The organism is Embleya sp. NPDC050154 (assembly GCF_044460165.1).
Taxonomy (GTDB): domain Bacteria; phylum Actinomycetota; class Actinomycetes; order Streptomycetales; family Streptomycetaceae; genus Embleya.
This window is the reverse complement of sequence record NZ_JBITJP010000023.1, coordinates 1-25,143: the sequence shown is the minus strand read 5'-3', so window position 1 is coordinate 25,143 and position 25,143 is coordinate 1. Positions and strand designations below refer to the sequence as shown.

Annotated in this window: 17 protein-coding genes and 3 CRISPR repeat arrays; of the genes, 16 read left to right on the top strand and 1 reads right to left on the bottom strand. The window is 71.6% G+C overall.

Going from position 1 to position 25,143, the window contains the following annotated elements:
• Positions 1-2,373: 2,373 nt before the first annotated feature.
• The gene (locus ACIBSV_RS36990; RefSeq protein WP_395871042.1) at positions 2,374-2,565 is read right to left on the bottom strand and encodes a hypothetical protein; all 192 of its coding nucleotides are present in this window, start codon (positions 2,563-2,565) and stop codon (positions 2,374-2,376) included.
• 1,163 nt (positions 2,566-3,728) lie between these two features.
• On the opposite strand from ACIBSV_RS36990, the gene ACIBSV_RS36985 reads away from it, so the two are divergent.
• The 16 genes from ACIBSV_RS36985 to ACIBSV_RS36910 all read left to right on the top strand — a co-directional run bounded on the left by ACIBSV_RS36985 (position 3,729) and on the right by ACIBSV_RS36910 (position 23,053).
• On the top strand, positions 3,729-4,763 hold the full coding sequence (locus tag ACIBSV_RS36985; RefSeq protein WP_395871280.1) for a bifunctional DNA primase/polymerase: 1,035 nt from the start codon (positions 3,729-3,731) through the stop codon (positions 4,761-4,763).
• Positions 4,760-6,268 carry a phage/plasmid primase, P4 family gene (locus ACIBSV_RS36980; RefSeq protein WP_395871040.1) on the top strand — a complete coding sequence of 503 codons (1,509 nt, stop codon included), beginning with the start codon at positions 4,760-4,762 and terminating at the stop codon, positions 6,266-6,268. Before ACIBSV_RS36985 ends, ACIBSV_RS36980 begins: the two co-directional genes overlap by 4 nt.
• Positions 6,265-6,669 carry a DUF6009 family protein gene (locus ACIBSV_RS36975; protein ID WP_395871038.1) on the top strand — a complete coding sequence of 135 codons (405 nt, stop codon included), beginning with the start codon at positions 6,265-6,267 and terminating at the stop codon, positions 6,667-6,669. The genes ACIBSV_RS36980 and ACIBSV_RS36975 overlap by 4 nt, the downstream gene beginning before the upstream one ends.
• A 25-nt stretch (positions 6,670-6,694) precedes the next feature.
• A CRISPR array of direct repeats spans positions 6,695-7,142; the repeat unit is 29 nt; unit sequence CGGCTCACCCCCACTCGCGTGGGGACTTC.
• Between the two features lie 963 nt (positions 7,143-8,105).
• Positions 8,106-8,738: an SAF domain-containing protein gene (locus tag ACIBSV_RS36970; RefSeq protein ID WP_395871036.1), complete on the top strand. Its 633-nt coding sequence runs from the start codon at positions 8,106-8,108 to the stop codon at positions 8,736-8,738.
• On the top strand, positions 8,735-9,589 hold the full coding sequence (locus ACIBSV_RS36965) for a MinD/ParA family protein (RefSeq protein WP_395871034.1): 855 nt from the start codon (positions 8,735-8,737) through the stop codon (positions 9,587-9,589). The genes ACIBSV_RS36970 and ACIBSV_RS36965 overlap by 4 nt, the downstream gene beginning before the upstream one ends.
• Entirely contained in the window at positions 9,579-11,192 is a 1,614-nt protein-coding gene (locus ACIBSV_RS36960) for a CpaF family protein (protein WP_395871032.1), read from the top strand. The genes ACIBSV_RS36965 and ACIBSV_RS36960 overlap by 11 nt, the downstream gene beginning before the upstream one ends.
• A 5-nt stretch (positions 11,193-11,197) precedes the next feature.
• A complete protein-coding gene (locus tag ACIBSV_RS36955) occupies positions 11,198-12,118 on the top strand; it encodes a type II secretion system F family protein (protein ID WP_395871031.1) in 921 nt (306 codons plus the stop codon).
• On the top strand, positions 12,115-13,005 hold the full coding sequence (locus ACIBSV_RS36950; RefSeq protein WP_395871029.1) for a type II secretion system F family protein: 891 nt from the start codon (positions 12,115-12,117) through the stop codon (positions 13,003-13,005). Before ACIBSV_RS36955 ends, ACIBSV_RS36950 begins: the two co-directional genes overlap by 4 nt.
• A gap of 34 nt (positions 13,006-13,039) precedes the next feature.
• Positions 13,040-13,252, top strand: a complete 213-nt coding sequence (locus tag ACIBSV_RS36945) for a hypothetical protein (RefSeq protein WP_395871027.1) — start codon at positions 13,040-13,042, stop codon at positions 13,250-13,252.
• 1 nt (position 13,253) lies between these two features.
• Positions 13,254-13,673 (top strand): TadE/TadG family type IV pilus assembly protein, encoded by a 420-nt coding sequence (locus ACIBSV_RS36940; protein WP_395871025.1) that lies wholly within the window; start codon positions 13,254-13,256, stop codon positions 13,671-13,673.
• 283 nt (positions 13,674-13,956) lie between these two features.
• Positions 13,957-14,385 carry a TadE/TadG family type IV pilus assembly protein gene (locus tag ACIBSV_RS36935; RefSeq protein WP_395871023.1) on the top strand — a complete coding sequence of 143 codons (429 nt, stop codon included), beginning with the start codon at positions 13,957-13,959 and terminating at the stop codon, positions 14,383-14,385.
• Positions 14,382-15,158 carry a pilus assembly protein TadG-related protein gene (locus ACIBSV_RS36930; protein ID WP_395871021.1) on the top strand — a complete coding sequence of 259 codons (777 nt, stop codon included), beginning with the start codon at positions 14,382-14,384 and terminating at the stop codon, positions 15,156-15,158. The genes ACIBSV_RS36935 and ACIBSV_RS36930 overlap by 4 nt, the downstream gene beginning before the upstream one ends.
• Positions 15,155-19,300, top strand: a complete 4,146-nt coding sequence (locus ACIBSV_RS36925) for a LysM peptidoglycan-binding domain-containing protein (RefSeq protein ID WP_395871019.1) — start codon at positions 15,155-15,157, stop codon at positions 19,298-19,300. Before ACIBSV_RS36930 ends, ACIBSV_RS36925 begins: the two co-directional genes overlap by 4 nt.
• Before the next feature lie 217 nt (positions 19,301-19,517).
• Positions 19,518-20,339: direct repeats of the CRISPR family, unit length 29 nt; unit sequence GAAGTCCCCACGCAGGTGGGGGTGAGCCG.
• A gap of 295 nt (positions 20,340-20,634) precedes the next feature.
• Complete coding sequence (locus tag ACIBSV_RS36920) at positions 20,635-21,252, top strand: hypothetical protein (RefSeq protein WP_395871017.1); 618 nt, start codon at positions 20,635-20,637, stop codon at positions 21,250-21,252.
• A gap of 530 nt (positions 21,253-21,782) precedes the next feature.
• On the top strand, positions 21,783-22,217 hold the full coding sequence (locus tag ACIBSV_RS36915; protein WP_395871015.1) for a hypothetical protein: 435 nt from the start codon (positions 21,783-21,785) through the stop codon (positions 22,215-22,217).
• A gap of 317 nt (positions 22,218-22,534) precedes the next feature.
• On the top strand, positions 22,535-23,053 hold the full coding sequence (locus tag ACIBSV_RS36910; protein ID WP_395871013.1) for an ATP/GTP-binding protein: 519 nt from the start codon (positions 22,535-22,537) through the stop codon (positions 23,051-23,053).
• Between the two features lie 361 nt (positions 23,054-23,414).
• A CRISPR array of direct repeats spans positions 23,415-24,969; the repeat unit is 29 nt; unit sequence GAAGTCCCCACGCAGGTGGGGGTGAGCCG.
• Between the last annotated feature and the right edge of the window lie 174 nt (positions 24,970-25,143).

Here is a 25,143-nt window from a genome sequence, read left to right as displayed (position 1 = left end):
GACTCGGGCACGCAGGACCTCCTCGTGAGGGCATGCAGAAGCCCCGTATGTGCTCTGGGTAGAGCGGGACTTCGCAAAAATGGGTTCACGCCCGACACGTGACCGGTGTGGTAGCCGGGCAGCGACGGGCGTCGGTCCTCTCGGGTGGAACTGAGAGAGGCCGTACGAAGGCGACCCGCGACCCTGGCAGGTTGCGGATAGCAGAAAGAGCGGACCGTCTCCGTGCTGGGAGACTCCGCTCGAAAGAGTTAGATCACGACCGCCCCCTCTGACGAGAGGGAGCAGACGCGAACCTGCAACAGCACGGCCCGCCGGACATCAAGCGCTGAGGAAGCGCGGCGTGTCACTGGCGGGCTCTTGTGCATCGGGGGGTGTCTGCCGGTACTCTCATTCATGTCGACGTTCTCTCTTAGGTGTAGTCGGCCGCGCCCCCGGGGAGTTGCACCTCCTGGCAGGGGGCTTCTTCATGTCGTGGTGAGCCTTCCGTTACTCACGGGAGTTTCATGGGAACCCTAGTCCCTTCGGGGGGCTCGGTGCGCGAACACGGGACAACTCGCCGGTCGGCGTGTCGCCCGGCCGGGTGGTCCGGTGTCAAGACATCGTGTGTGCGGACTCCCGCGCCTCAGGGCCAGGTTGCGGATTCCTGTGTGTGCATATCCGCAGGAGGTGTCCGGGAGCGCCGGCGTGTGACATCGCGTGTGTGGTCTTCGCCGAAACCGTGCCGTCGCATCTCGGGACGCGCCCCGATTCGGGCTCGGTCGGGCGGGGTTGGTCGATCCGACGCCTCACGTTGGTTCTCGTGTCCGGACGCGATCGCGATGGTCGCCGTGTCGGGAGGGTCGGTTCGGGCGACGTGTATCGGGCGACATGGCGGGTGTCGGGGGTGTCATGTCGGCCGACACGTGGCGGGTGTTGGGGTGTCGGGGGTGTCGTGTCGCCCGACAGGTGGCGGGTGTCGTGTCCGGGGATGCCGACAGGTGTGTCGGTGCCTGTCGTGGCGCGCGGGGTCGTGTCGGGTATCTGCGTCGAACCGTGTCGGGTGGCGCCGAGTCGGGTCGTGGTCCGCTGTCCGCGTCGCGTGCGCGTTGTCGCAGGACCGGCTGGGTGACGGGATTCCGGGTGAAGTTCATGTGATGTGGCGTGTGTTCGCGACGGCCGGACCCGTGTCGTGTCGGCGGGCGGGGTGCGGTGCGACACGACACCGGGGTGTCGGCCGAGGGCCCGAACGGTTGCGGGGGTGCTGTCGCCGGCGTTGTCCGCTCGGAGCATGTCGGGGGTAACCCGCCGGCAGGCGACACGTTCTCGGGTGTGTCGCCTGCCGGCGCATGTACGCGCCTGCGTGAATTGGCCCGTCGCTCGCGACGTGTCAGGGTCGACGACCCGCCACGGACGATCGTCGCTGCGGAACCGTGGTCCGAGGCCCGGGGGTTCGTCGTCGCGACCGCCCCGGGCCACCCGTGGCCGGGCGATGGTCGGTCCGGGGCCGCAGCGCCGCGGCGGGCACATAGCCGGGCGCGCTGTCGGCACACGACGAGAGGCCTGTCGCGGGCCGTCGGTATGGTGGCTGCATCTCCCGGGTCGAGCTATCGAACGCTGAGGATCTCGGCCACGAGGTCGGGTTCGGCGTCAGGAGCCTCGGAGAGGGCTCCCGGGCCGAGGTTGCTCATGAAGGTGGGGCAGCGACCGTCCACTTGCCGGCAATGGGGAGCACCGCATGGTCGGTCCCGCCGGTGTCCTCGATTACGGCTGCTGCGGATGCGGCGGGCGAGCCCGGTGGGTCGGTTGCTTGGGTGCGCCGGGGCGACGCGGGTTCGGGCGGCTGACCGGGGGGTGGGTGATTCGGTGCCGGGCGTCGGCTGCCGGTGCGGCCGGCGAGCGTGGATGGTGGGTTCAGGCCTGGACGGTGAGGGATCCGGGGTTGCCGGGGATCAGGCGGGCGGTGGCGTGCCAGGGGCCGCCGCCTTCGGTGATGCCGCCCCAGGGGACGGCGAAGGCGCGGGTGGCGTGTTTGGTGTGGGTGAAGACGAACAGGGCTCCGGCGCCGGAGTAGTAGTCGGAGCCGCTGGCGCTGATGCCGTCGGGGAGGTCGATCCGGTCGCCGGTGGCGGGTTCGATGTCCTTCTTGGAGGCGCCTTCGAAGAAGACGTAGACGTTGGTCCCAGGCGAAGGTGGTCAGGTCGCGGAGGGCGCCCTCGCGGTCGTGTTCGCCCAGGTCCTTGATGCCGTTGGCGAGTCGGTCGTAGGCCTTGCCGTCGATTTCGACGCCGACGCGGGCCGAGGCGTCGCCGCATCCGGTGAGCAGGGCCAGGAGGAGGCTCGTCAGGAGGGCGAGGGCGGTGGGGATGGCGCGGTGTCGCGTCGTGTGCTGGGGTGTCAACTGACCGTCGATCCGTTGTCGACTCCGCTGCCGGGGTCGTAGCCGTCCTTTTGGGGCTGGTCGCGCGGCGGGCCGGAGGGTGGGGCTCCGTGGGCGGGCAGCGGTGGGTCGTTCCTGGGGATGGTGGTGTTGCGGCCGATCTCTTCCCGGTCGCTGTAGACGAGTTCGTGGTTGCGGTCCAGGACCACGGCGCGTCCTTCCCGGTTGGCACGCTCTATGTGGTCGGCGAGTTCGACGGGGGCGTTCGTGGTCCGGGGCGGGCGTGGGCGCGTGGTGGTGGGCGGTGTTGAGGGGTGGCGGGTGCATCGCCGCGTGGGCGGGCGCGATCTCGGGGCGGTGAGCGTGAGCGGGTTCCCTCGGTGTGGTTGTTGTTCGTCGTCCTGCTTTCGGGCACCGCGCGCTTTGTCGGTGGTGGACATGTGGCGGGGTGGGGGGCGGTGGGCCGTCTCCGGTGTGGGGAGCCGGAGGCCTTGCGGCAGCGACCGAAGCGACCGAGGTTTCCATATCGGGTGACGAAGATGGAGCGATGAAGCCGCCGGATGGTGGATCGATGCGCGTGTTCGTGGTGTCCTCGGTCGCTGCAGCGATCAACGACGAGCGACCGAAGCGACTGAAGCGACCGAACTTCCCGAGTCCAGCGACCGTGTCGGCGGCGAAAATCGCGGATCGGTACGCGTCCGGCGGCTCAGCGACCGAGCGATCCGGGGTGTGAAGCGACCGGCGAGCTTCGGTCGCTGCTTCGGTCGCTGTGCGAAACCGCAGGTCAGAGAGCTCGTCGTGGGCGATCAGCGACTGAAGCGACTCAACTTTTGCATTATGACGACATTGGCGCGTGTGCGTGTGCGCGTCATAGATACGGACCTTCAGTCGCTTCAGTCGCTGTTTTTGTGGTTGTACATGTTCTGACCTGCGGTTTTTCGTCAGCGACCAAAGCAGCGACCGAAGCGGCTCAGTCGCTGCCCCTTCGGTCGCTCGGTCGCTGACACGCGGGGGAACCGAGGTGGGGTCTCGGGGGAAGCGGTCCGCTAGCCTGTCGTGTCGCAGCAATATCGGGATGTGAGTCGCTTCAGTCGCTTTCGATCCCGTTCACTGCTCTGACCTGCACTTTCGTTCAGCGACTGAAGGATGGATCTCGATCGACAGGCGCAGCCCGCGGCGGGGAACGGGTGGATGCCCGACACCCTCCGGCCGAATGTCCGGGACCGCCGGCGTGGTGTCGGCGGGTCCGTTCGGGCGCTGCGCGGGTCGTCGGGCGAGGGCTTCGGTCGCTGCGCCGGTTCCCTCGGAGGGTGGTGGGAGTGTGACGGCCGAGCGGGGTGCCGACGGGTCGGCTGCGCCGGACGGGTTGAGCGTGGCGCGCTGGTGTGCGCGTTCGGGTTGGCCGGTGCATCCCCTTGCGCCGCGGCGCAAGACTCCGCCGGCCAACTGCGCGGCCTGTCACGCGCCGGGTCACAGCCACGTGGACTGTCCGTGCGTTCCGGCGGGTCGGTGGTGTCACGGCTTCCACGCGGCCACGCTCGATCCCGAGCGGATCCGCTCCTGGTGGGGGAGCGACTCGCGGCTGGGGGTGGCGGTGGCGTGCGGGCCGGCGAACCTGGTTGTGATCGACGTCGACGCCCACGGGCCGTCCGTGCCGGCGCGTGATCGACTCCTGCCCGGTATCGCGATCGGCGACGACGTGGACCTGACGGGGCTGGCCACGGGTTTCCACACCCTGGCGTTGCTCGCGGCGCTGCGTGGCGCTCCGGATCCGGCGGCCGACGTGGACACGTTGCGCGTGCGGACGCCGTCCGGGGGTTTGCACGTCTGGTATCGCACGCCACCGTCGCGGCGCTGGCTGTGTTCGACCGGGTCGAGCACGGGGCGCGCGCTCGCGTGGCAGGTCGACGTCCGTGCGGGCGGCGGGTACATCGTCGCGCCCGGGACGGTTACCCACGCGGGTACGTACACGCCGGTGGGGTCGTGTCGTGTCCCGGCGTTGCTCCCGACGTGGCTGGCCCTCGAGTTGGAGCGGACCGGGCACGCCGACCGCCCCGCCGCGACACCGGTGCCCGCGGCTGTGCCCTCGCGGGCCCGGGAGGCGGTCGCCGCTGCGGGGGGTCATCGCGAGGCCGCGGCGCGGGTGTTGGCGAAGGCGGTGCAGGAGGTGGCGGACTGCGCCGCGACCGCGTTCGGCGCCGGGTTCAACGAGAAGCTCAATCGGGCGGCGTTCACCGTCGGTGGTCTGGTCGCGGCCGGTCACCTCGCGTCGGGCGAGGGCGAGCGGCTGTTGCTGGACGCCGCGCGGTACGCCCGTCCCGGGCACGAGCAGCGGTCCCTGGCCACGATCCGCGCCGGCATGGCTGCCGGCGTCGTACGGCCGTTGCGCCTGGGGGGTCGCCCGTGAACGGCGCTCCGCAGGGCGGTTTCGACGCGGCGGCGGTCGCCGCGCAGATCCTGGCCCAGCAGTCGGCGTCGGTCCCCGCTCAGGGAGGCGCCACGCAGGGGGTGTTGCCCGGCACGGTGACGGCGCGCGGCCTGGTGCCCGACTCGCTCAGCGACCGGGGGAACGCTAAGTCGTTCGTCGCGTTGTACGGGCGGGACTTCCGGCACGTCCCAGGCCTGGGTTGGTATCGGTGGGACAGCCACCGCTGGCAACTGGACGAGGACGACGGGGTGTTGTGGGCGGCCGGCGACATGGCCGAGACACTGGCCGTCACGGACGCCGAGGGCAGATACACGGACGCGGATCTGCGCCGGCATCGGCGTCGGTCGTTGTCCACGTCCGGTCTCAAGGCGATGCTGATGCAGGCGCAGGCGGCGCCGGGCATGGTGCTCAAGGCCGAGCATCTGGACTCGGAGCCGTACGCGTTGTGCACGCCCGGCGGCATCGTCGACCTGCACACCGGGGCCGTGGTGGCGCCGGACCCGGAGAAGCACCGTCATTCGCGCTCGTGCACGGTGGCGCCGCGGGTGATGGCCACGCCGCGCTGGAACCGGTTCCTCACCGATACCTTCGGCGACGATGCCGAGGGCGCGGAGATGATCGACTTCCTGCACCTGTTGCTGGGATATTCGGTCACCGGGGATGTCGGCGGGCAGATCATGCCGTTCCTGTACGGGCTGGGCAAGAACGGCAAGAGCGTTCTGCTCGACGTCTTGGTCACGTTGTTGGGCGACTACGCGGACGCGGCGCCGCCGGGTTTCCTGATGGCGAAGCCGTTCGAGGGGCATCCCACCGACCTGGCCGAGCTGCACGGGCGGCGGGTGATCGTGTGTTCCGAGCTCAAGCCCGGCGATCGGTTCGACGAGGCGCGGTTCAAGCTCCTGACCGGTGGTGATCGGCTCAAGGCGCGCCGGATGCGGCAGGACTTCTTCAGCTTCGAACCCACCCACAAGCTCTGGCTGTTGGGCAACCACCGGCCGGAGGTGGGCACCGGCGGTTTCGCGTTCTGGCGGCGGATGCGGTTGATCCCGTTCGAGCGGGTGGTTGCGGACGAGCAGCGGGTCGACAACCTCGCGCAGGTGCTGGTGTCCGAGGAAGGGCCGGGGATCCTGGCCTGGTTGGTGGACGGGGCGCGTCGGTATCTGGGGAGCGACCGGGACCTGACCGGGCCGCCGCGGGTGCGGGTGGCCACGCACGCGTACGCGGAGACCGAGGACCACATCGGTCGTTTCGTCGCGGAGCGGTGCCGGATGGGGACCACGATGCGGGCGGAGCAGACCGGTTTGTACGCGGCGTACAAGACGTGGTGCGGCTTCGAGGACGCGACGCCGGTTTCCGCGAGGGCGTTCGCGGTGAGGATCCGGGAAGCGGTCGGTCTCTCGTCGCCGAGGCAGATGATGACGTCCAATCAGCGCAAGTACTACCCGGGCATCGGCTTGCTCGGCGAGCACGAGGAGACGTCGTGAGTGCTCTGATCACGGCCAAGCAGATCGCCCACGAGATCGACATCGTGTGGCTCGAGGACCCGACGGGGCTGGACTACGTGCGCCAGGTGCTGGACCGCCTGCCGCGCCGCACCGGGGTCCCGGCGTTCCATCGGGACGGGCGGATGGTGGGGTACGCGTTGCTGGGGCCGGGGGCGAGGAGCTCGCCGGCGTCGGGGACGTATCGGCGGCGGGTCTTTTGGCTGGCGCCGCACGATCGTGATCGGGTGCCGGACGGGGCATACGTGTCGGGGGCGCCGTCGGAGGCGGTGGATCCGCGCACGCTCGAGCCGCGGGTGCCCGGGTACAAGACGGAGCGGTCGGAGGGTGGTCCGCCGTCGGAGGCGATGCGGGAGCTGGGGATAACGCTGCCGAAGGGGTAGGCGGCGTCGGATCGGCGGGGTGGGTCGGACTTGCGCCGCCTGCGTGGGGACTTCCGCTCAAGTCCCGGACGCGACGTCGGCTTACGTCCATCTGCGTGGGGACTTCGAGTACCGCCCGTGATGGCGTACGGCTCCCAGCGGCTCACCCCCACTCGCGTGGGGACTTCGGCACCGTGCGCCACCGGGTGCGCATGCCGTACGGCTCACCCCCACTCGCGTGGGGACTTCCTCCAGACCGCCCGTGACAAGCACGCGACGGACGGCTCACCCCCACTCGCGTGGGGACTTCTCGATCACGTACCGGGCCATCTCGTCGGCCATCGGCTCACCCCCACTCGCGTGGGGACTTCGCCGAGCCGGAGCAAGTTATGCCGAGAGCAATGCGGCTCACCCCCACTCGCGTGGGGACTTCGAGAATCATGGACATCGGCACCGCATCGGGGACGGCTCACCCCCACTCGCGTGGGGACTTCCCTTCCTGACCTGCAGGTTTGGTCGGGCGTTACCGTTTCGTGTCCTCGGAAGGGCGATTGCGGCAAGGAGTTTGCCTGTATCGCGCATGGTGCCTCGCGGTCGGCGTGGTTTTGGTTGTTTCTGGCTGTGGGCGGGTTCGTCGGCGGTGGTTGTGGTGCGGTGTGGTGTGGTGTTCAGCAGGTGAGTGTTTGCATTTCGCCGGTGCGGATGTTGTTGATGGTGGTGGTGAGGGTGCCGGTTTGTCCGCCGCCGGTCCAGGTGATGGTCCAGTGGGTGGTTTTCGACTACGGGGTCATTCTCCCCTTTCTGGACCAGACGGCTCGCATCGGGCAAGCGCGGTGGGGTTCTTGTGGGGATCCCGTCCCCGTGGGGTACTGGCTCTCGAAGCTCCGGCCCGTGTCACGTTTGCGAGGGTGCCGGCGGTGAGATCGTTTTCGGATCACCCACACAGGCGTGTCGCAATTGTCTTCCTGCAGTGGATGTATTCATCGCTCGGGTGCTGGTCCCGTCATTCGATCGACAATGTGGCCGATTACGTGCTCTCGGGCCGGATTTGCTCGGTGTGGCCCCGTTTGTTGATCACGGAGGATCGCGGTGTGGTGGTCGTGTGCGTCGTGGGGAAGCGGACTGCCCTGCCTGCGACGGGAGTTCGGGGCGCGGGGGATTCGGTGGCCTGGCACGGTTTCGGGGCTTCGGGGTGAATGTGGGTGGTGGAGGGCTTTTCTTCCCGCGTGTCACAAGCCGGTCGTCGGGCGCACCTACCGGGGGTGGGGATTGCGTCACAGAACGATCGCGTCCTGTTGGCCGGAACAGTATGTTGGCTTGTCCGACGGGGGAATTCTTTATGCCCCCGTTCGGTCGCCGATGGTGTGTATCGGGATATAGGGGGAGTGTGCGTGAAATCCGCGACGGCGCGTCGGTCTCGTGATGCCGGGGACGGGGCGGCGCCGGAGGCCTCGTTGGTGACGCCGCCCAAGGGGCTGGGGCAACGGCGGCGTCGGCCGGGGGTGATGGCCCTGGCGGTGGCGTTGGTCGCGGTCGGCGGGGTCGGCGGGGCCGCGTTGTTCACCGCGAAGGACAAGCGGGTCGAGGCGTTGGCCGTGGCGCGGGCCGTGCCCTACGGGGCGGTGGTCACGGACGCGGACGTGCGTACCGTGATGGTGTCGGTCGGCGGCGGCGTGCAGACGGTTTCCGTGAAGGACAAGCGTTCGGTGGTGGGCAAGCGCGCCGCGGTGGAACTGCGTCCGGACACGTTGTTGTCGCGCGGGCAGGTCACCGACGCGCCGTTGCTGCAACCGGACGAGATCCTGGTGGGAATGGCCCTGACGCCGGGGCAGTTGCCGACCACGCCGTTGCAGCCGGGCCGCAAGGTCTGGGTGGTGTCCACGCCCGGTAAGTCCGACGCGAGCAAGGGCCAGGCGCTGACGCCGCCCGCCACCGTCGCCGCGACCGTGTTCGCGGTTGGCAGCCCCGACCAGTCCGGGCGTGTGGTGGTCGACGTCGCCGTGCCCAAGGGCGACGCCGCGACGGTCGCCGCGCGCGCCTCGACCGAACTCGTCGCGCTGGTGGTCCTGCAGCCGGGAGCCAAGCCGTGACGGTGGTGGCGGTGGTCGGGGGAGTGGGCGCGCCCGGCGCCACCACGACCGCGCTGGGCCTGACCCTGTCGTGGCCGCTGCGCGCGGGCCTGCGGGTGGTGCTGATCGAGGCCGACCCGGACGGCGGCGCCGTCCTGGCCGGCGCGCTGCGCGGACGAGTGTCGGCGCAGTACGGCCTGCACCAGCTCGGACTGGCCCACCGGCAGGGCAAGTTGGACGAGTTCTTCTTCCAGCAGCTGATCGACCTCACCGGCGGCGAACGCAACCGGCTGCTCCTGCCGGGTCTCGCCGACTTCGCCCAGGCGGCCTCGCTCGCGCACACCTGGGAGCCCCTCGCGCGCCTGCTCGCCTGGCTCGAGGGCCCGGACATGCCGCACGACGTGGTCGTGGACCTGGGCCGCTCGGGCACATTGGGCTCCTCCGCCGTCCTGGCCCGCAAGGCCGACGTGGTCCTGGTCGTCGTGCGCGGGACGCTGCGTTCGGCCACCGCGGCCCGGGTGCGCGTCGAGGCGCTGCGTCGGGATCTGGACGCGAACGGCACCGGCGCGGACGCGCTGGGACTGGCCGTCGTGGAGGGCCCGGACTACCCGGCGGGCGAGATCGCCAAGCTGTTGGGCCTGCCGTTGCTGATGTCCCTGCCGTACGAAACGCGTACCGCGGAGGCGCTGTCGGACGGTCGAGGCGAGGTGGACAAGCGGGCCATGCGTTCGCGGCTGATGCGCCAGATCGCCTCCGGGGCGGACGAGATCCTCTCGCACGCCCGGGCCCGCCAGGTGCGTCTGTGGGTACCCGGGAGCGGGCCCGGACCGGGACTGGGATCGGGATCGGGGGAGCAATATCGTGTTGGGTAACGCCTCTCCCCTGCATCACCGGCCCACCCCCGAAGACACGCCGCAGCCGCCCGCACCCGCAGGCGCGCCCGCAGCACCCGCAGCGCCGGCGCCGCAGACCCAAACGCCCGCTTCGCCGCCGGCCCGGATCACCGCCGCCGCGTGGACGATGCAACTCCCCACCGGCCCCGTCGCGACCCCTCGCGCCGCCACCGCGAACAGCAACGCCGGCGGCACCGCCACCGGCCCCGCCCTCGGCGCCGCCGCCCCCCAAGTGGTCCTGGACCTGGCCGCCGTCCGCGTCCTGCGCGAACGCGCCGCCGAACGCCTGCACGAACAGGACCGCGCCCGCCCCGGCCTGCCCGAGGCGGACCGCGAACAACGCGGACGCGCGCTGATCGCCCAGGTCGTCGCCGAATGGGCGGACGTGACCGCGCGCGAACGCGGCACCGCCACCACCCCCGTCGAGGACCGCGCCTACACCCGCGCCGTCTTCGACTGGCTCTTCCGCGCCGGCCCGCTGGAGCCCTACCTCAACGACGACGCGGTCGAGAACATCCTGATCAACGGCTTCGAGACGGTGTGGGTGGATTACGCGGACCGCCCCCGTCGCAGGGTCGCGCCGTTGACCGCGTCCGACGAGGAACTGCGCGAGCTGCTGCGCAATCTCGCCCGCCGCAGTGGCGCGGGTGAGCGCACGTTGTCCACGTCCTCGCCGTTCCTGGCGCTGCGCCTGCCCGACGGTTCGCGTCTGCAGGCCGTCATCGAGGTCACCCAGCACACCTGCGTGACCATTCGCCGCCACCGGGTCAAGACAGTCACCCTGGACGACCTGGTCGCCTGGGGCACCCTCGAACCCGTCCTGGCCCGCTTCCTCGGCGCCCTGATCCGGGCCAAGAAGAACGTGATCATCTGCGGCACCCAGGGCGTGGGGAAGACCTCGCTGCTGCGTGCCCTCGCCCGGGAGATCCCGGCGAGCGAGCGGGTGGGCACGTTGGAGAGCGAGTACGAGCTGTTCCTGCACGAACTCGGCCACCTCGAACAGGTGATCGCGTTCGAGGCCCGGGAGGGCAACGGCGAGCGCGGCACCGACGGCCGCTCGTCCGGTGAGATCACCATCGGCGACATGATCCCCCCGGCGCTGCGGATGACCCTCTCCCGGATGATCGTCGGCGAGGTCCGCTCCAGCGAGATCGTGCCGATGCTGCGCGTGATGACCAACGGCGAGGGCGGCTCCATGTGCACCCTCCACGTCCGCGAGCCGCACATGATCTTCGACCGGATCGCCGAACTCTGCCTGGAATACGGCCAACACATGAGCGACCGCCTCGCCTACCGACTCGCCGCGAACGCTGTCGACTACCTCGTGTTCGTCCGGATGATCGACGAGAGCGGCATCGGCGGACGCCGGCACCGTTTCGTCTCGCACGTCCTGCAGATGGCCGGCATGGGGGAGAACGGACGCCCGGCCACCAACACGGTGTTCGGCCCGCGCGGCGAGGACCCGCGCGCGGTACCGCTCACCGCGCCCACCGACGCCGCGGCCCTGCGCCGGGCGGGCTTCGACCCGCTGTGGCTCAACGCCGCCCCGCAGTGGGCGCCGATGCACCTCGTGGGGGGTTGACCGACATGGACGCACAGGCCCTGTGGGCGGGGGTGTGCACGGCGGTGGTCGTCGCCGGACTCGTCCTGCTGTGGTGGGGATGGCGTGGCACCACCGAGGGCTTACGCCTGCCCCGACCCGGGCGGACCCGCCGTGTACGCACGCCGCTGTCGCCGGCCGCCGTGCGCGCACGCAACGTTCGCCGGGTCGTGGCCGGGGTTGCCGGTGTTGCGGCGTGGTTGGTGACCGGGTGGCTGGTCGCGGTGGTCCTGGTGCCGGTCGCGGTGCTCGGCTGGCCATGGTTGATGGCGCCGACCCGGGCCGACTACTCCGGGATCGACCGGCTCGACGCCCTCGCCGAGTGGACCCGGCGCCTGGCCGACCTGGTCGAACTGGGCGCAGGTCTGGAGAACGCCATCCTCACCTCCCGGGGCACCTGTCCGGCTCCGATCGAGTCGGAGGTCGGCGACCTGGTCTCGCGCCTGCAGGCCCAATGGCGGCCCGCCGACGCCCTGTACCGCTTCGCCGACGCGTTCCAGGACGCCACCGCCGACAAGATCGCCGCCGCGCTGATCCTGCGCGCCGACGACCGCGGCCCCGGACTGGCCCTGGCGCTACGGGACTTCGCCACGACCGTGCGCGAGGAGGTACGCCAGCGCCGCTCGATCGAGGCCGACCGCGCCAGCGCCCGCGCCACGGTCCGCTGGATCACCTACCTGACCGTGGCGATGGGTGGGCTGATGGCGTTCAACCGCGACTACGCCAAGCCGTACGCGAGCGCGGTCGGGCAGACCTCGCTGGTCGTGTTGATGGTCTGCTTCACCGGTGTCCTGTTGTGGATGCGGTCGGTGACCGCGTACAAGCCGGCGCCGCGGATCCTGGTGCACGACGACCGCAGCGTCGTCACCGTCGCCCCTGCGGTGGCCGAACCGGAGGCCGCCCGATGATCTCCACCTGGTACCTGATCCCGGGCGCCCTGGTCGGCGCGGGCATTGCCCTGCTGATCCGCGAACTGCGCCCAGCTCCACCGGACTTGACCGCAGCCGCCGAGCGCCTGACGGGCCGGCCCACCGCCGCCGCCCTCGCCGCGCGCGACACCGGGACCGGCAGCGCGTTCGGCGACGCCCTGGCCCGGCTGGCCCAGCGCGTACCGGGTGTCTCCGTCCCGCACACCCGCCTGGCCCTGGTCGGCCAGAGCGCCGGCGACCACCTGCGCACGAAGGCCGCGATGGGTCTGCTCGGCCTGCTCCTTCCGGTCCTGTTCTCCACCGCGGTGAGCATGCTCGGGATCACGCTGCCGTTCGTCGTGCCCGTCGGGGCATGCCTGGTCCTGTGCGTGGTCATGTGGCAGACCCCCGACCGCGAACTGGCGGTCAAGGCCAAGGCGGCCCGGGTGGAGTTCCAACACGCCGCCGCCACCTACCTCGACCTGGTCGCGCTGCAACGCGCCGGCGACGCCGGCCCCGCGGAGGCCCTCGAACACGCCGCGCAGGTCGGCAACGGGTGGGCGTTCCTGCGGATCCAGGACGCCCTCGCCCGCGCCCGCGCGCACGGCGCCGACCCCTGGCAGGCCCTGCGCGACCTCGCCGGCGACCTCGACCTGCCCGAACTCGCCGACGTCGCCGACATCATCGAACTCGCAGGCGTCGAGGGCGCCGCCGTCTACGGCACCCTCCGAGCCCGCGCCGCCGCGCTGCGCACCGAACTGCTGTCCGCGGAGCACGAACGCGCCAACACCGACTCGGAACGCCTGGTGGTACCGGGCACCGTCCTGGTGATCCTGCTGACGATCTTCCTGGGCCTGCCGGCCATCCTCCAGATCGTCGCGATCTGAGCCCCGGGCCCCGAACACCACACGGAGGGAACCCATGTACAACGCCGCGCTCCACTTCGCCCTGACCTTCGCCCTGACCGTGCGCGACCGCTACCGGCGCAAGGTCGAGGAGGAGGGCTCCGACGCCGGGCTCACGAGCCTGGAGGTCGCCTTGATCGCCGCCGGGGTGGGTGTACTGGCGGTGGGGCTGATCGCGGTCATCACGAAGGTCGTGAACGGGAAGATCAGCATCATCAATGGCTTCTGACATGCTCCACCCGCTCCGCCGCGTCCGTCGCCGATATCGGGACCTGGAGCCGGACGGCGGGACCACCTCGCTGCAACTGGCCATCCTGATGCCGGTGGTGCTGACCCTGATCCTGGTGACCCTGCAGGGCTGCCTGTGGTGGTTCGCCCGCGAGGCGGCGCTGGCCGCCGCTCGTGAAGGCGTCGAATCCGGCCGCGCCTATCGGATCGGCAGCCCGCAGAGCGCGGCGGAACGCGCCCGGCAGGCCGCGGACAACCTGGGCCTGCGCAACCCGAGCGTGTCCACGTCGGGGAGTACTGCCGACACGGTGCGGGTGCGGGTCACCGCCAAGTGCCTGTCGATCGTGCCGCTGCTGCCGGACATCACGATCATGCAGGACGCGCAGGCGCCGGTGGAGCGGTGGAACCCGTTTGTTCCGTGACACACCCTGATCACCCCGAGATACCGATCACCCCGTGGTATCCGACCATCCCGTGACACGCCGCCGTTCCCGGAACCCGGAGAGGAGGACGACACCCGTGTTGGCACACTGCTTTCGCCCGCGCCGCGACCGTGCCCGAGGTGGGGCGGCTTCCGTGACCGTGACCGTCTCCGTGTCCGCGGTTGCCCCCACCCCTGCGACCGCCCCCCGATCCGCGGTTGCGACCGCCTCCGCGACTGCCGTCGCGACCGCTCGCGTGTCGGGGTTGGCGCGGCGCGCTCGCGTGGACGGTCGCGACACCGGCTCGGTCGCTCTCGAAGTGGCCATCCTCGTCCCGGCGTTGCTCGCCCTGCTGTTGCTGGGCGTGCTGGCCGGCCGGGTCACTTTGGCGGGATCGGCCGTGGACGCCGCCGCGAAGGCCGCCGCCCGCGCCGCGACCTCGGCCCGTACGGCCGGCGACGCCCAGAGCCGTGCCGTCAGCGCGGCCGGTGCCACGTTGTCCCAGCAGGGGCTGCACTGCGCGAGCACCACGGTCACCGTGGACACCTCCGGCTTCAACGCGCCCGTGGGAACCGTCGCCTCCGTCACCGCGACCGTCACCTGCCGCCTTCCGCTCGGCGATCTCGCCGCGCCCGGCCTGCCCAACCTGGGGACCAAGTCGATGACTTCCACGTTCGTGTCCCCACTGGACACCTATCGGGCGCGGGGATGAGCGGCGCCATGCTCGCGGGTCGGCGCGGGCACAACGAGGATCTCGGCCGGGTGGGTGGGAGCGACGCGGCTTTCGTCGGGGTGGGCAGGGTCGACGCCGTTTCCGGTCGGGTGGGTGGGATCGACACCGCTTGTGCCGGGGTGGGCGGGGTCGACACCGCTCCCGCGTACTCGTGTGGGCGGCACCGCGATCGCGCCACTGCGGGCTGCGTCGACGTTGCTTCCGCGTACGCGGGCGTGCCCGACGAACCGGCCGGCCGCCCCGGACCCGGGACGCGGCCGGGGTCGCGGGCACGTCGCGCGGTGCCCGAGCCGCAGTCGCCGCTGCCGGGACGGCGAAGGGCCCAAGGGGCGCGGGACGAGGGCAGTATCAGTCTGCTCTTCGCGGGCGTCGCCATCGCGGTCCTGTTGCTGATCGCCCTGGTCGTCGACGGCGGCGGCCGACTGCGCGCCGTCCAGCGCGCGGACAGCCTCGCCGCCGAGGCCGCGCGCGCCGCCGCGCAGGCCATCGACCCGGCCGCCGCCATCCAGGACGGCGCGGTCCACATGAGCCCCGACCCCGGCGTCCCGGCCGCGACCGCCCGTGCCTACCTGGCCCGCGCGGGCGCGAGTGGCACCGTGTCGGTCGGTGCCGACCGGGTCACGCTCACCGTCACCGTCACCGTTCCCTTCAAACCCGTCTTCAGCGGGATGCTCACCGACGGATCCGTCTCCGCCACCGCGCGGGTCACCCTCGTCCACGGCGTCATTGCACCGGAGGGCAGCACATCATGACCGCCACCCGTCCCACCCCCGACCGCCGGCGCCGCGCCCCCATCGCGCCCCTGCGGGCCCTGGCAAGTCTGGTGGCGCTGGCCGCGGTTCTGGCCGCGATGCCCACCGTTCTGTTCCTGGCCACCCGTACCCTGGCGCCGCGCTTCCCCGACCGCGACGACCTCACCTTCGAGGCGCTCCTGGAGCGGCCCGCCGACGCCGGCATCGCCTACGTCGCCGCGCTCGCGGTGGGCTGGCTCGCGTGGGCGATCCTGGCCGGCTCCGTGCTCTGGGAGATCCCGGCGGCGCTGCGCGGCCGGACCCGCCGGGCGGTACGCGGGTTCCGCTGGAGTCAACGCCTGGCCGCGTTCCTCCTCGGCGGCCTGGCGCTGACCATGTCCGGCGGGCCCGCCCTGGCCGCGCACGCCGCCCCGGTGGCCGCCGCGTCCGCGCCCGCCGGCGTCGAATCGACCGCGCAGGCCACGCCCGCCGCGCCGGCCACCGCGCGAGGCAGCGCCGCCCCGGCCGGGGCGACGTACACCGTCCAACGCGGCGACACCCTGTGGGACATCGCCGAACGCACCCTGGGCGACGGCGCCCGCTGGCACGAGATCGCCGAACTCAACGACGGCCGCGTGATGACCGACGGCCACACCTTCCGCGCCGCCGACGACATCGACGTCGGCTGGATCCTGCGGATGCCGGCCGGCGCCCGCTCCACCACACCGCCCGCCACCACGCCACCCGCCGCGACCGCGCCCGAGAGCGCCGACCCCGTCGCCCCAGCGCGGGCACCCGCCGGCGACACGCCCCGCACCGTGACCGTGCGCTCGGGCGACACCCTCTCCGACATCGCGCAGCGCGAACTGGGCGACCCCGACTGGACGTCGCTGTTCGCGGCCAACAAGCACCGTCCGCAGCCCGACGGGGGTGCGCTCACCGATCCCGACGTCATCGAGACCGGGTGGGTGCTGAACTTGCCGACGGCTTCGGAGACGCAGGCTGTTCCCGCCGCACCGGCTGCTCCGGCCGCGCCAGCCGCTCCGGATACGCAAGCTCCTCCTGCGGCGGTCGCTCCGGACACCGTGCCCGGCGCGCCCTCGACACGTGCGGCAGATCCTGGCGCGGCGCCTGGTGCGGGGGGCGCCACTGCGGCACCATCTGAGCAGGTGCCGCCCGCTGAGGTGCCGCCGGCCCAGATTCCGCCTGCTCAGGTTCCGCCCGCTCAGCCGCCCGGTGAAAAGCCTCCGGTTGCCGACGTGCCGGCGCCGCCCGCGCAGGACCCCGGTGCCCGACAGCCCGCGCCGGTCGAAACGGCTCAGGCGCCGGCACCGCCGTCCACGGGGGCGCCCGCGACGCAACCATCCGCAGTGGCCGACACCCCCGCGCCCCCGGCACAGCCCGTCGCACCTGCTGCGCCCGCTGCACCCGCTGCCGTCGACGGCGACGACGGCGACGACGGTGACGACGGTGACGAGGCTTCGTCCCTGGTCCCGATCGGCATTGGTGTCGGCGCGCTCGCCGGTGCCGGGCTGATCGCCGCCGTCGGGGTGCGCCGACGACTCCAGCAGCGTCAACGCCGCGCCCACCGGCGCATCGCCATGCCCGCCCCCGGCCCGGCAGCGTACGAGCAGCGTCTTCGCGCGGCGGAACGACCCGAAGGCGCCGAGTTCCTCGACCTGGCCCTGAGCACCCTGGGCATCGAACTCGCCGACGCGGGCCGCCCGATGCCCGCCTTCACCACCGGCCACCTCACCGTCGCCGGCCTCGAACTGCGCCTGCGTACCGCCGAACCGCCCATCGCGCCCTTCAACGCCGTCGACGGCGACACCACCCGCTGGTTCTGCCCGGTCGACGCGCCCCTGGTCGGCCCCGAGCGCGCCCGGGTCTTGCCCGCCCCTTGCCCGGCACTGGCCCCGATCGCCCGTACGGCCATCGGCGAGGTCCTCCTGGACCTGGAGTCCTGCCCCGTCACCCTCCTCGACGGCACCCCCGAGCAGCAGCGGCAGATCCTGCGCACCCTGGCCGTCGCCCTGCTGACCGGGCCTCGCGGGGAGGACGTTTCGGTGACCGTCGTGGGCCTCGACGACGACCTCGGCTCGCTCGACCCGCTCCCGGGACAGAAGGTCTTCCGCGCGGCTTCACCCGCCGAAGCCCTGTCTCGCCTGGCCGGATGGCACGACGCGTGCGCCGAGGTCCTCACCCGCGAGTACACGCCCTCCGCCCGCGCGGCCCGCACCATCGGCGCCGCCCCCGACACCTGGCCCCCGGAGATCGTGCTGTCCCGGGAGCCCTTCGACGTCGACGCGATCACCGCGCTGCGGCGCCTGGAAGGCCACGCAACCCGCACCGCCTGGGCCGTCGTCGCCCCCGCGCCTGCCGGCTCCGAGACCCCCGAGCACTGGTACACCCTGCCCACCGGGCTCGACCCGACCGCGCTGGCCGGCCTCGACGCCGAGGTCACCCTCCACCGCCTGCCCGACGAGGAACTCGCGGACCTGGTGGGCATCTTCACCGCCGCCGGCGACACGAAGGGCCACCCCGCGCCGGAGACCGACGAGGCGACCGGGGACGCTGTCGCGGAGGCTTCCGTGGTGGCGCCGCCGAACGACTCGGCCGCGTCGACGGCGGCCGACACGGCTGTGGCGGCCGCGCCCGAAAGCGGTGTCATCCGCGTGACGGCTTACGCGGAGCCGCCCTTCGACAGCGGAACGCTGGTCGCTCGCGGAGTACCCACCGCGGTACCCGCGTTCCCGCTCCCGGGCAGCCCCACGTCGCCGAACCCGCCCGCGAAGCCGCTGCACAACCCGACGATCGGCGTCGTACCGCCGATCGAGAACAGCGGCGCGGATTCTGCGGGCGACAGCGCGGCCGACGACGCCGTCGGCGATCCGGGTCCGGTGGCGGACGGCCTTGAGCGGAAGCCGGAGCCGGAGGTCGGCCCCGGGCCGGAGTCGACCGATGACGTGACCGTCTTCGAGGCCGCGCCTGCCCCGGCCGCGGAAGCGGAACATGACACCCAAAGCACCGAATCCGCCGACAAGCCCACTTCCACTGCCGGGTCCATCCCCGTCTCCGCCTCCACCGCCCCGCCCGTCGCCCCGTTCAGGTCCTTCCTCGGGTCCGTCGAGCCCGAAGCCCAGGGCGACGACGACCAAGCGGTAGACGTCGATCCGACTTCGATCCCGATGCCATCCACCGAGGACGACCACGCCGACGTCAGCGCCTGGTTGGACTCATTGCCCACCCCGGACGACGAGGACGCCGCCTGGGCCCAGGCATGGGAGGAGACCATGGCCGAGACCTCCTCGAGGATCCTGCCTACGACCTCCCCCTCCGCAGAGCCCGCTGCATCCACATCCGCAGAGACCGAACCGGCGCTGACCGGCGTGCCCACCACGCGCCACACCGGACCGGAGATCCGCGTCCTGGGACCGGTGGAGATCGTCGGCGTGGGTGACCCGGCCGAGGCCAGCAAACGCGCCCGCCTCACCGAACTCGCCGCCTACCTCGTCCTCAACCCCGGCCTTGGCCACAGCGACGTCGACGCCGCGATCTGGCCCGACAGCGGCTCCGCCACCAACCGCCACACCGCGATGAGCAAACTCCGCCGCTGGCTGGGCACCAACCCCGACGGCGACCCCTACCTGCCCATGATCGGCGACGCCGGCTACCGCTTCGCCCCGGGCGTGACCTGCGACTGGACCCGCTTCCAACGGCTGGCGCGGAAGGGCATGCGCCTGGGCCCGCTGGGCGGCCCCGACCTGACCACGGCGCTGTCCCTGGTCCGCGGTCGCCCGTTCGGCGGCACCAGCCCGCGCCGCTACATCTGGGCCGAGTACCTGCGCCAGGACATGACCTCGTCGATCGTCGACGTCGCCGCCCGCCTGGGCGAACTCCGCCTACGCGACGGAGACATCCGCGGTGCGAAACTCGCCCTCGGCAAGGGCCTCGAGGTCTGCCCCGAATCCGAGATGCTCTACCGCCTGATGTTCCGCGCCGCGTACCTGTCCGGCGACATCGAAGAACTCGAGGCCTACGCCGCCCGCCTCAACCGCCTCCTCGACGACCTCGGCTGCGACATGGAAGACGACACCATCCACCTCCTCCGCTCCCTCCTCGATGCCCGCCGCCGAACCACCAACTCCCGCGCCGCGGGGTAGGGGAGTCGCCACCCGACCCGCGCACGCACGGTCAATGGCCCCGTGCGCGCCACCGACGATCCACCGAGTTCGACCCAGCTAGGCTTTCCGAGAAGGGCAGAGGGGCAGGTGCCCGAACACTCGATCGCGGAAGGCAAATCAGGCAAGCCATTGCCTGATTACCCAGATTTTCGATCACGTATCGGTAACGTCCCCAAGAAGCCGCAGGTCAACAAGTGAAGTCCCCACGCAGGTGGGGGTGAGCCGCGTGACCCCCGCGCGCGGCGGCAGGTACTCGGGAAGTCCCCACGCAGGTGGGGGTGAGCCGCTTGCGCGGCTCGGGCGGACCGCCCGCGCCCGGAAGTCCCCACGCAGGTGGGGGTGAGCCGTCGTGCGCGGCGGCCTGGCGAAGGCGGCCGAAGAAGTCCCCACGCAGGTGGGGGTGAGCCGGCCCGCAACACGCGGTCCACCCGGTCGCCGTCGAAGTCCCCACGCAGGTGGGGGTGAGCCGCAGTACCTCCGACACGCGCGCCACGGTGGTGAGAAGTCCCCACGCAGGTGGGGGTGAGCCGCACGCGGCCACGTGCCCGCATCACGTGATGGTGAAGTCCCCACGCAGGTGAGGGTGAGCCGACCGCTGTTCGCTATGCCTCACGGTGAGGCGTGAAGTCCCCACGCAGGTGGGGGTGAGCCGGTAGGTGGCGCCTCCGGTGAGGGAGTGGCCACGAAGTCCCCACGCAGGTGGGGGTGAGCCGTACCCGCAGACCGCGGCCGACGGCCACCAGTGGAAGTCCCCACGCAGGTGGGGGTGAGCCGCGCGTCGAATCGGCCGGAGGGTGAACGCAGGAGAAGTCCCCACGCAGGTGGGGGTGAGCCGGGCGTTGACCTGCGGGGCGCCCGGTTCGAGGGGAAGTCCCCACGCAAGTGGGGGTGAGCCGGCCTGGGCCAGGGCCTGGAGTTCGGGATACGCGAAGTCCCCACGCAGGTGGGGGTGAGCCGCCGCCTCGGACAACACGATCCGCAGAACCGGCGAAGTCCCCACGCAGGTGGGGGTGAGCCTCGAACCCAGGTCCTGCCGCGCGCCTCGCGACCGGCCGCACCCATCGTGATGTCGGTAAGGCGCTGTTCTTTTGCCCGTCGACGATCTTGCGCACGAGCGCGGTGCCTGTAGAAGGCCAGCCCTCTGCGAGGGACCGCGCTCCCGGATCCGTTCGGAGTTCCGTCTCCCAGCGCGTGGGACACGGGATCGTCGGTCGGTCCATGGCGCATCGCGGCCATCCCCACCTGGGTGGGGATCCACCCTCCGGGGTGAATCCCCTCTCCTCTGCCTCTCCTGGATACATCACACTTGAGGAGTGACGAAAATTGGGGGGACGCCTGAGAGCGCGGCCGCCGAGGCGGGCGCGTGGCGGTGCGAGGTGTGCGGGACCACGCTCGGCGGCAAGACACGGCGCGGCCGCCCGCGCCGGTGCTGCTCGCGGGCATGTCAACAGACGGCGTATCGGCGGCGGCACGGGCCGACCGAGGAGGAGCTGCGGGACCAGACGTGGGCGGCGCTCGAGGACGTGCGAGCGGGTCTGCGCGACGGCGGCCTGGCCGCCGATCTGCGCGGCCTGGGCCTGACCGGTGAGCAGCTGCGTGTCGCGCACCGCGAGGCGACTGCGGCCGTCGCCGCGCTGCGCGCCCTGGCCAGCCTGCGCGCGCTCGCCCGCCTGGTCCCGATCCCCGCCGTCGATCCCCCGGTCGGCCCGGTCGGCGTTGGCGAGCAGGCCAAACCGGTCGCCGTTGATGTCCCGGCACGGGTTGACGAACCATCGGCGTCCGACCCGGCCCAGGCTCCGGCTCCAGTGCTGGCCGCGCCGAAGGCGGCGCATCGGAAGGCGCGTTCGGCGCCCGCGTTGCCGGGGTCGGTGGAGATGCTCGGGACGTCGACGTCCGCCGGCGCCGCGCCGCCGAGGCGTGGAACGGGTTGAACGACCGGCAGCGCCTGTACCTGTCGACCATCTACGACGCCGCGAGTCGCGGTCCAGCCCGTTCAGCCCTGCTTGTGGCCGTGCCCCAGGCCCGGCGCGCGGCGGTGGTCCGGACAACCGCCAGGTGCTCGAACACGCCGAGGTGCCGGGTGGGTTCTTCGCGATCACCACGATCCTCGTCGGACGGTGCGGCCGGCCCTCGGCCGAGTCGTCGTCCCGTGTCGTCGGCCATCGGCCCCACCAACCCCACACCGGTGCGTACGCCGGGATCATCGCGCACCACACCGCACCCGGTGCGCAGCAGGTTTGCACTATTCGAACTTGTGTTCGAACGTCAGGGTCATGGGCAGCGCGGCATGTCTTCGGTACGGTGTGTGAGCACCGACCGAGGGGGACGCGTGGGACGCAGTACTGCTGGGGCCGCGATAGCCGGGCTGTTATTCGCGGTGGGATGCAGTGGCGGAGACAACGACAGGGCGTCGCCGTCGACCCCGCCAACGGTGGCGCCGCCGTCCAGCCAGACCTCGGCGATGCCGAACCCCGAGACGGTCGCGCGGGACCAAGCGCTCGAGGTGTACGGCAGGTACGTGGACCTCCAGGTTGCTTTGGAGGCGGGTGCGGACCTGGACCCCGCCACCGCGCGGACGGTCTCCACGGGCCGCGCGATGACGATCCTGGAGACTGTGGTGTCGGTCGGACGCGAGCGTGGCACGGTGATTCGAGGGCCACAGGGCGAGCGTGCTCCGCACGTCGTGAGCGTGTCCCTCACGTCGACCCCGCCGTCGGTGGTCATTGAGGACTGCGTCGACGTGTCCCGCCTGGTCGTGACGCGCCGGGACACCGGTGAGGTCTATCCGGTCCCGACCCAGTCGCCGCGGTACATCAAGAGCTACACCGTGCAACAGCAGCAGCCGAGCGGGTGGTTGGTGTCGGACGTGCGCGCGCAGCGGGACCGCACGTGCTGAGGGCCGTCCTCGTGATTGCCATCGTGGCGACCAGCGTGCCGAGCGCCGCTGCGGCGCCGACTCCCCCGCCCCAACCGCCGCCCGACACCGATGTCCGCCTGGACGCCGAGCGGGTCGTGGTCGACGTGCAGACGCCCGGCCGCCCCACGACGCCTGGAGTCGGGAACACCGGCGGGTCGGGCAGCCGGTCCGGTGGCGGATCCGGTGGCGCGTCGGGCCAGGATCCACCGGCACCGGTGGATCCGAACGACCCTGACAACACCCTGTGCCCCGGAACCCCCACGGTCGTGACCAACCTCGGTCCCGGTGGAGCCTGCATGTCGGAGCGGCCCGGACCCCCGCCACCGCCCGGAGCCGGTGGGGGCGCGCCGCCGACACCCGCCCAGCTCGGTGCGCAGGCGTCCGCGCAGATCCCGCTGGACGCGCCCACTCTGCACCTGACGCCCGGCCCGGGGAAGACCGGCCTCGTGGGGTTGCCCACCTGGCTGTGGGTCGACGCCACCCCCTCCACGTGGGGGCCGGCCACCGCGACCGCCGCGGTCCCCGGGCTGTCGGTCACCGCCACCGCGGTCGTCGACCGCATCACCTGGACCATGGGCGACGGCGCCACCGTCGTCTGCACCACCCCGGGAACCCTGTACACCCCCGCCCGCGGCGCCCAACCCAGCCCCGACTGCGGACACACCTACACCCGCCCCGGCGTTCGCACGGTGACCGCGACCACGCATTGGACCGTCACCTGGGCGGGCGGCGGACAGACCGGGACGCTGGTTGCCGCGCGGACCACCACCGTCGGCGACATTCGCACGGGCGAGATGCAGGCCCTCATCTCGTAGCCCGACCAGGACCACGATCGATCTCGGAGCCCGCGGCTCGATGGCGTCGGAAGCCCTTTCGACGGTGCTGTCCTTCTTGCGTTTGATCGCGGGCGAGTGGTGCAGGAACTCGCCGTTGTTGTGCCGTGCGCAGAAGTCCGCGTAGACGGCGGTGTCGACGCATCCGTCGGTGCCGCGCCGGTACCTTTAACTGACATGCGCATCTCTTCGGGAGTCGTCACGCACAGGGGGACCGCTCGATAATGCCTGCCTCTGGCAGAGGCCGTTGCCGTACGAGCGAACTCAGGCAAGGACCTTGCCTCAATAGCCCGATTTGCATCACGAATCAGCAAAGCCCCCGAGAACGTGCAGGTCAGCAAGGGAAGTCCCCACGCAGGTGGGGGTGAGCCGGCGCTCTCGGCCGCCTCCACGGCGTCCTTCGCGAAGTCCCCACGCAGGTGGGGGTGAGCCCTCGTCTGCGGGTACAACCACGTGCCCGGCATCGAAGTCCCCACGCAGGTGGGGGTGAGCCGGCCCTGCTGCGGATCACCGTGATCGACCCGTTGAAGTCCCCACGCAGGTGGGGGTGAGCCGGCCGCCGCCTACGACCTGTACGACGCCCACAAGAAGTCCCCACGCAGGTGGGGGTGAGCCGTCGCTCGGGATCATCGACAACGACCGGGACGAGAAGTCCCCACGCAGGTGGGGGTGAGCCACGCCGTCCACCTCACCGAGCTGTACGCCGAGCGAAGTCCCCACGCAGGTGGGGGTGAGCCGCGTCAGGAGGCGATCGGCGTCCAGCACGCGGTGGAAGTCCCCACGCAGGTGGGGGTGAGCCGTGAGTCAGCGCTCCCAGCGTCACGAAGCGGAGGAAGTCCCCACGCAGGTGGGGGTGAGCCGTACTTCGTCGTCCCGGACGCGAGCGGCATGGAGAAGTCCCCACGCAGGTGGGGGTGAGCCGGGCCGACCCACCGCCGCCGGGCGGGCCGCGTGGAAGTCCCCACGCAGGTGGGGGTGAGCCGCAGGCACGTCTCGACGAGGCTCGGGATCTCGCGAAGTCCCCACGCAGGTGGGGGTGAGCCGGAGGCGTCTGCGAACGTCCCGTCTTCGTTGGCGAAGTCCCCACGCAGGTGGGGGTGAGCCGATCTGGTTCTGCCCGCAGTGCTCGTCAGCCATGAAGTCCCCACGCAGGTGGGGGTGAGCCGTCCCTCCGGGCGTGCGCGATCGACGCGACGTGGAAGTCCCCACGCAGGTGGGGGTGAGCCGCGCCTTCGCTCTGGAGCGCGACCGTGGCGGACGAAGTCCCCACGCAGGTGGGGGTGAGCCGCCGGTGACCTGGTCCTGCCGGACGCCGACGCCGAAGTCCCCACGCAGGTGGGGGTGAGCCGGCGGTTCCGCGGGGCCGGTGTCCGGGGATCTCGAAGTCCCCACGCAGGTGGGGGTGAGCCGCTGATCGAAACGGCGGACGACGTAGACGAGTTGAAGTCCCCACGCAGGTGGGGGTGAGCCGACTGCGGGCACGTGGTACCTGGAGACGACGACGAAGTCCCCACGCAGGTGGGGGTGAGCCGGCTCGACGGGATTCCAGGGCGAGCGATGATCCGAAGTCCCCACGCAGGTGGGGGTGAGCCGAAGCGGACGGCGCCCCTGACGGAAACAGGGGCGAAGTCCCCACGCAGGTGGGGGTGAGCCGTTCCAGGCCGAATGGTCGAGCAACAACGCCGGGAAGTCCCCACGCAGGTGGGGGTGAGCCGCATCCTCGCGGGCCTGCGCGGCAGCGGCGGCCGAAGTCCCCACGCAGGTGGGGGTGAGCCGCCGAAGGACTCCGGCTGAAGCTCAAGGAGTTCGAAGTCCCCACGCAGGTGGGGGTGAGCCGGACGTCGTCCCGGCCATCAAGCTCGACACCTAGAAGTCCCCACGCAGGTGGGGGTGAGCCGAGTTCACCGCGCTGTACTTCGAACTCGCGGAGAAGCTCACCCCGCTCGAGGCCGCCGCCACCGCGCTGAACGCGTTCTTAGAAGCCGTTGTCATACCGAACTTGGCGTCGGGTTATAGGACTTGGGTTCTCGTTGGAGTGGTCTCGGCGCTGAGAGCGCATGAAAGCAGGGCCT

Coding starts and splice junctions, on each gene's coding strand:
- ACIBSV_RS36955 (WP_395871031.1), top strand. CDS start 11,198: ATGGACGCACAGGCCCTGTGGGCGGGGGTGTGCACGGCGGTGGTCGTC.
- ACIBSV_RS36950 (WP_395871029.1), top strand. CDS start 12,115: ATGATCTCCACCTGGTACCTGATCCCGGGCGCCCTGGTCGGCGCGGGC.
- ACIBSV_RS36945 (WP_395871027.1), top strand. CDS start 13,040: ATGTACAACGCCGCGCTCCACTTCGCCCTGACCTTCGCCCTGACCGTG.
- ACIBSV_RS36940 (WP_395871025.1), top strand. CDS start 13,254: ATGCTCCACCCGCTCCGCCGCGTCCGTCGCCGATATCGGGACCTGGAG.
- ACIBSV_RS36930 (WP_395871021.1), top strand. CDS start 14,382: ATGAGCGGCGCCATGCTCGCGGGTCGGCGCGGGCACAACGAGGATCTC.
- ACIBSV_RS36925 (WP_395871019.1), top strand. CDS start 15,155: ATGACCGCCACCCGTCCCACCCCCGACCGCCGGCGCCGCGCCCCCATC.
- ACIBSV_RS36915 (WP_395871015.1), top strand. CDS start 21,783: ATGCCGAACCCCGAGACGGTCGCGCGGGACCAAGCGCTCGAGGTGTAC.
- ACIBSV_RS36910 (WP_395871013.1), top strand. CDS start 22,535: ATGTCGGAGCGGCCCGGACCCCCGCCACCGCCCGGAGCCGGTGGGGGC.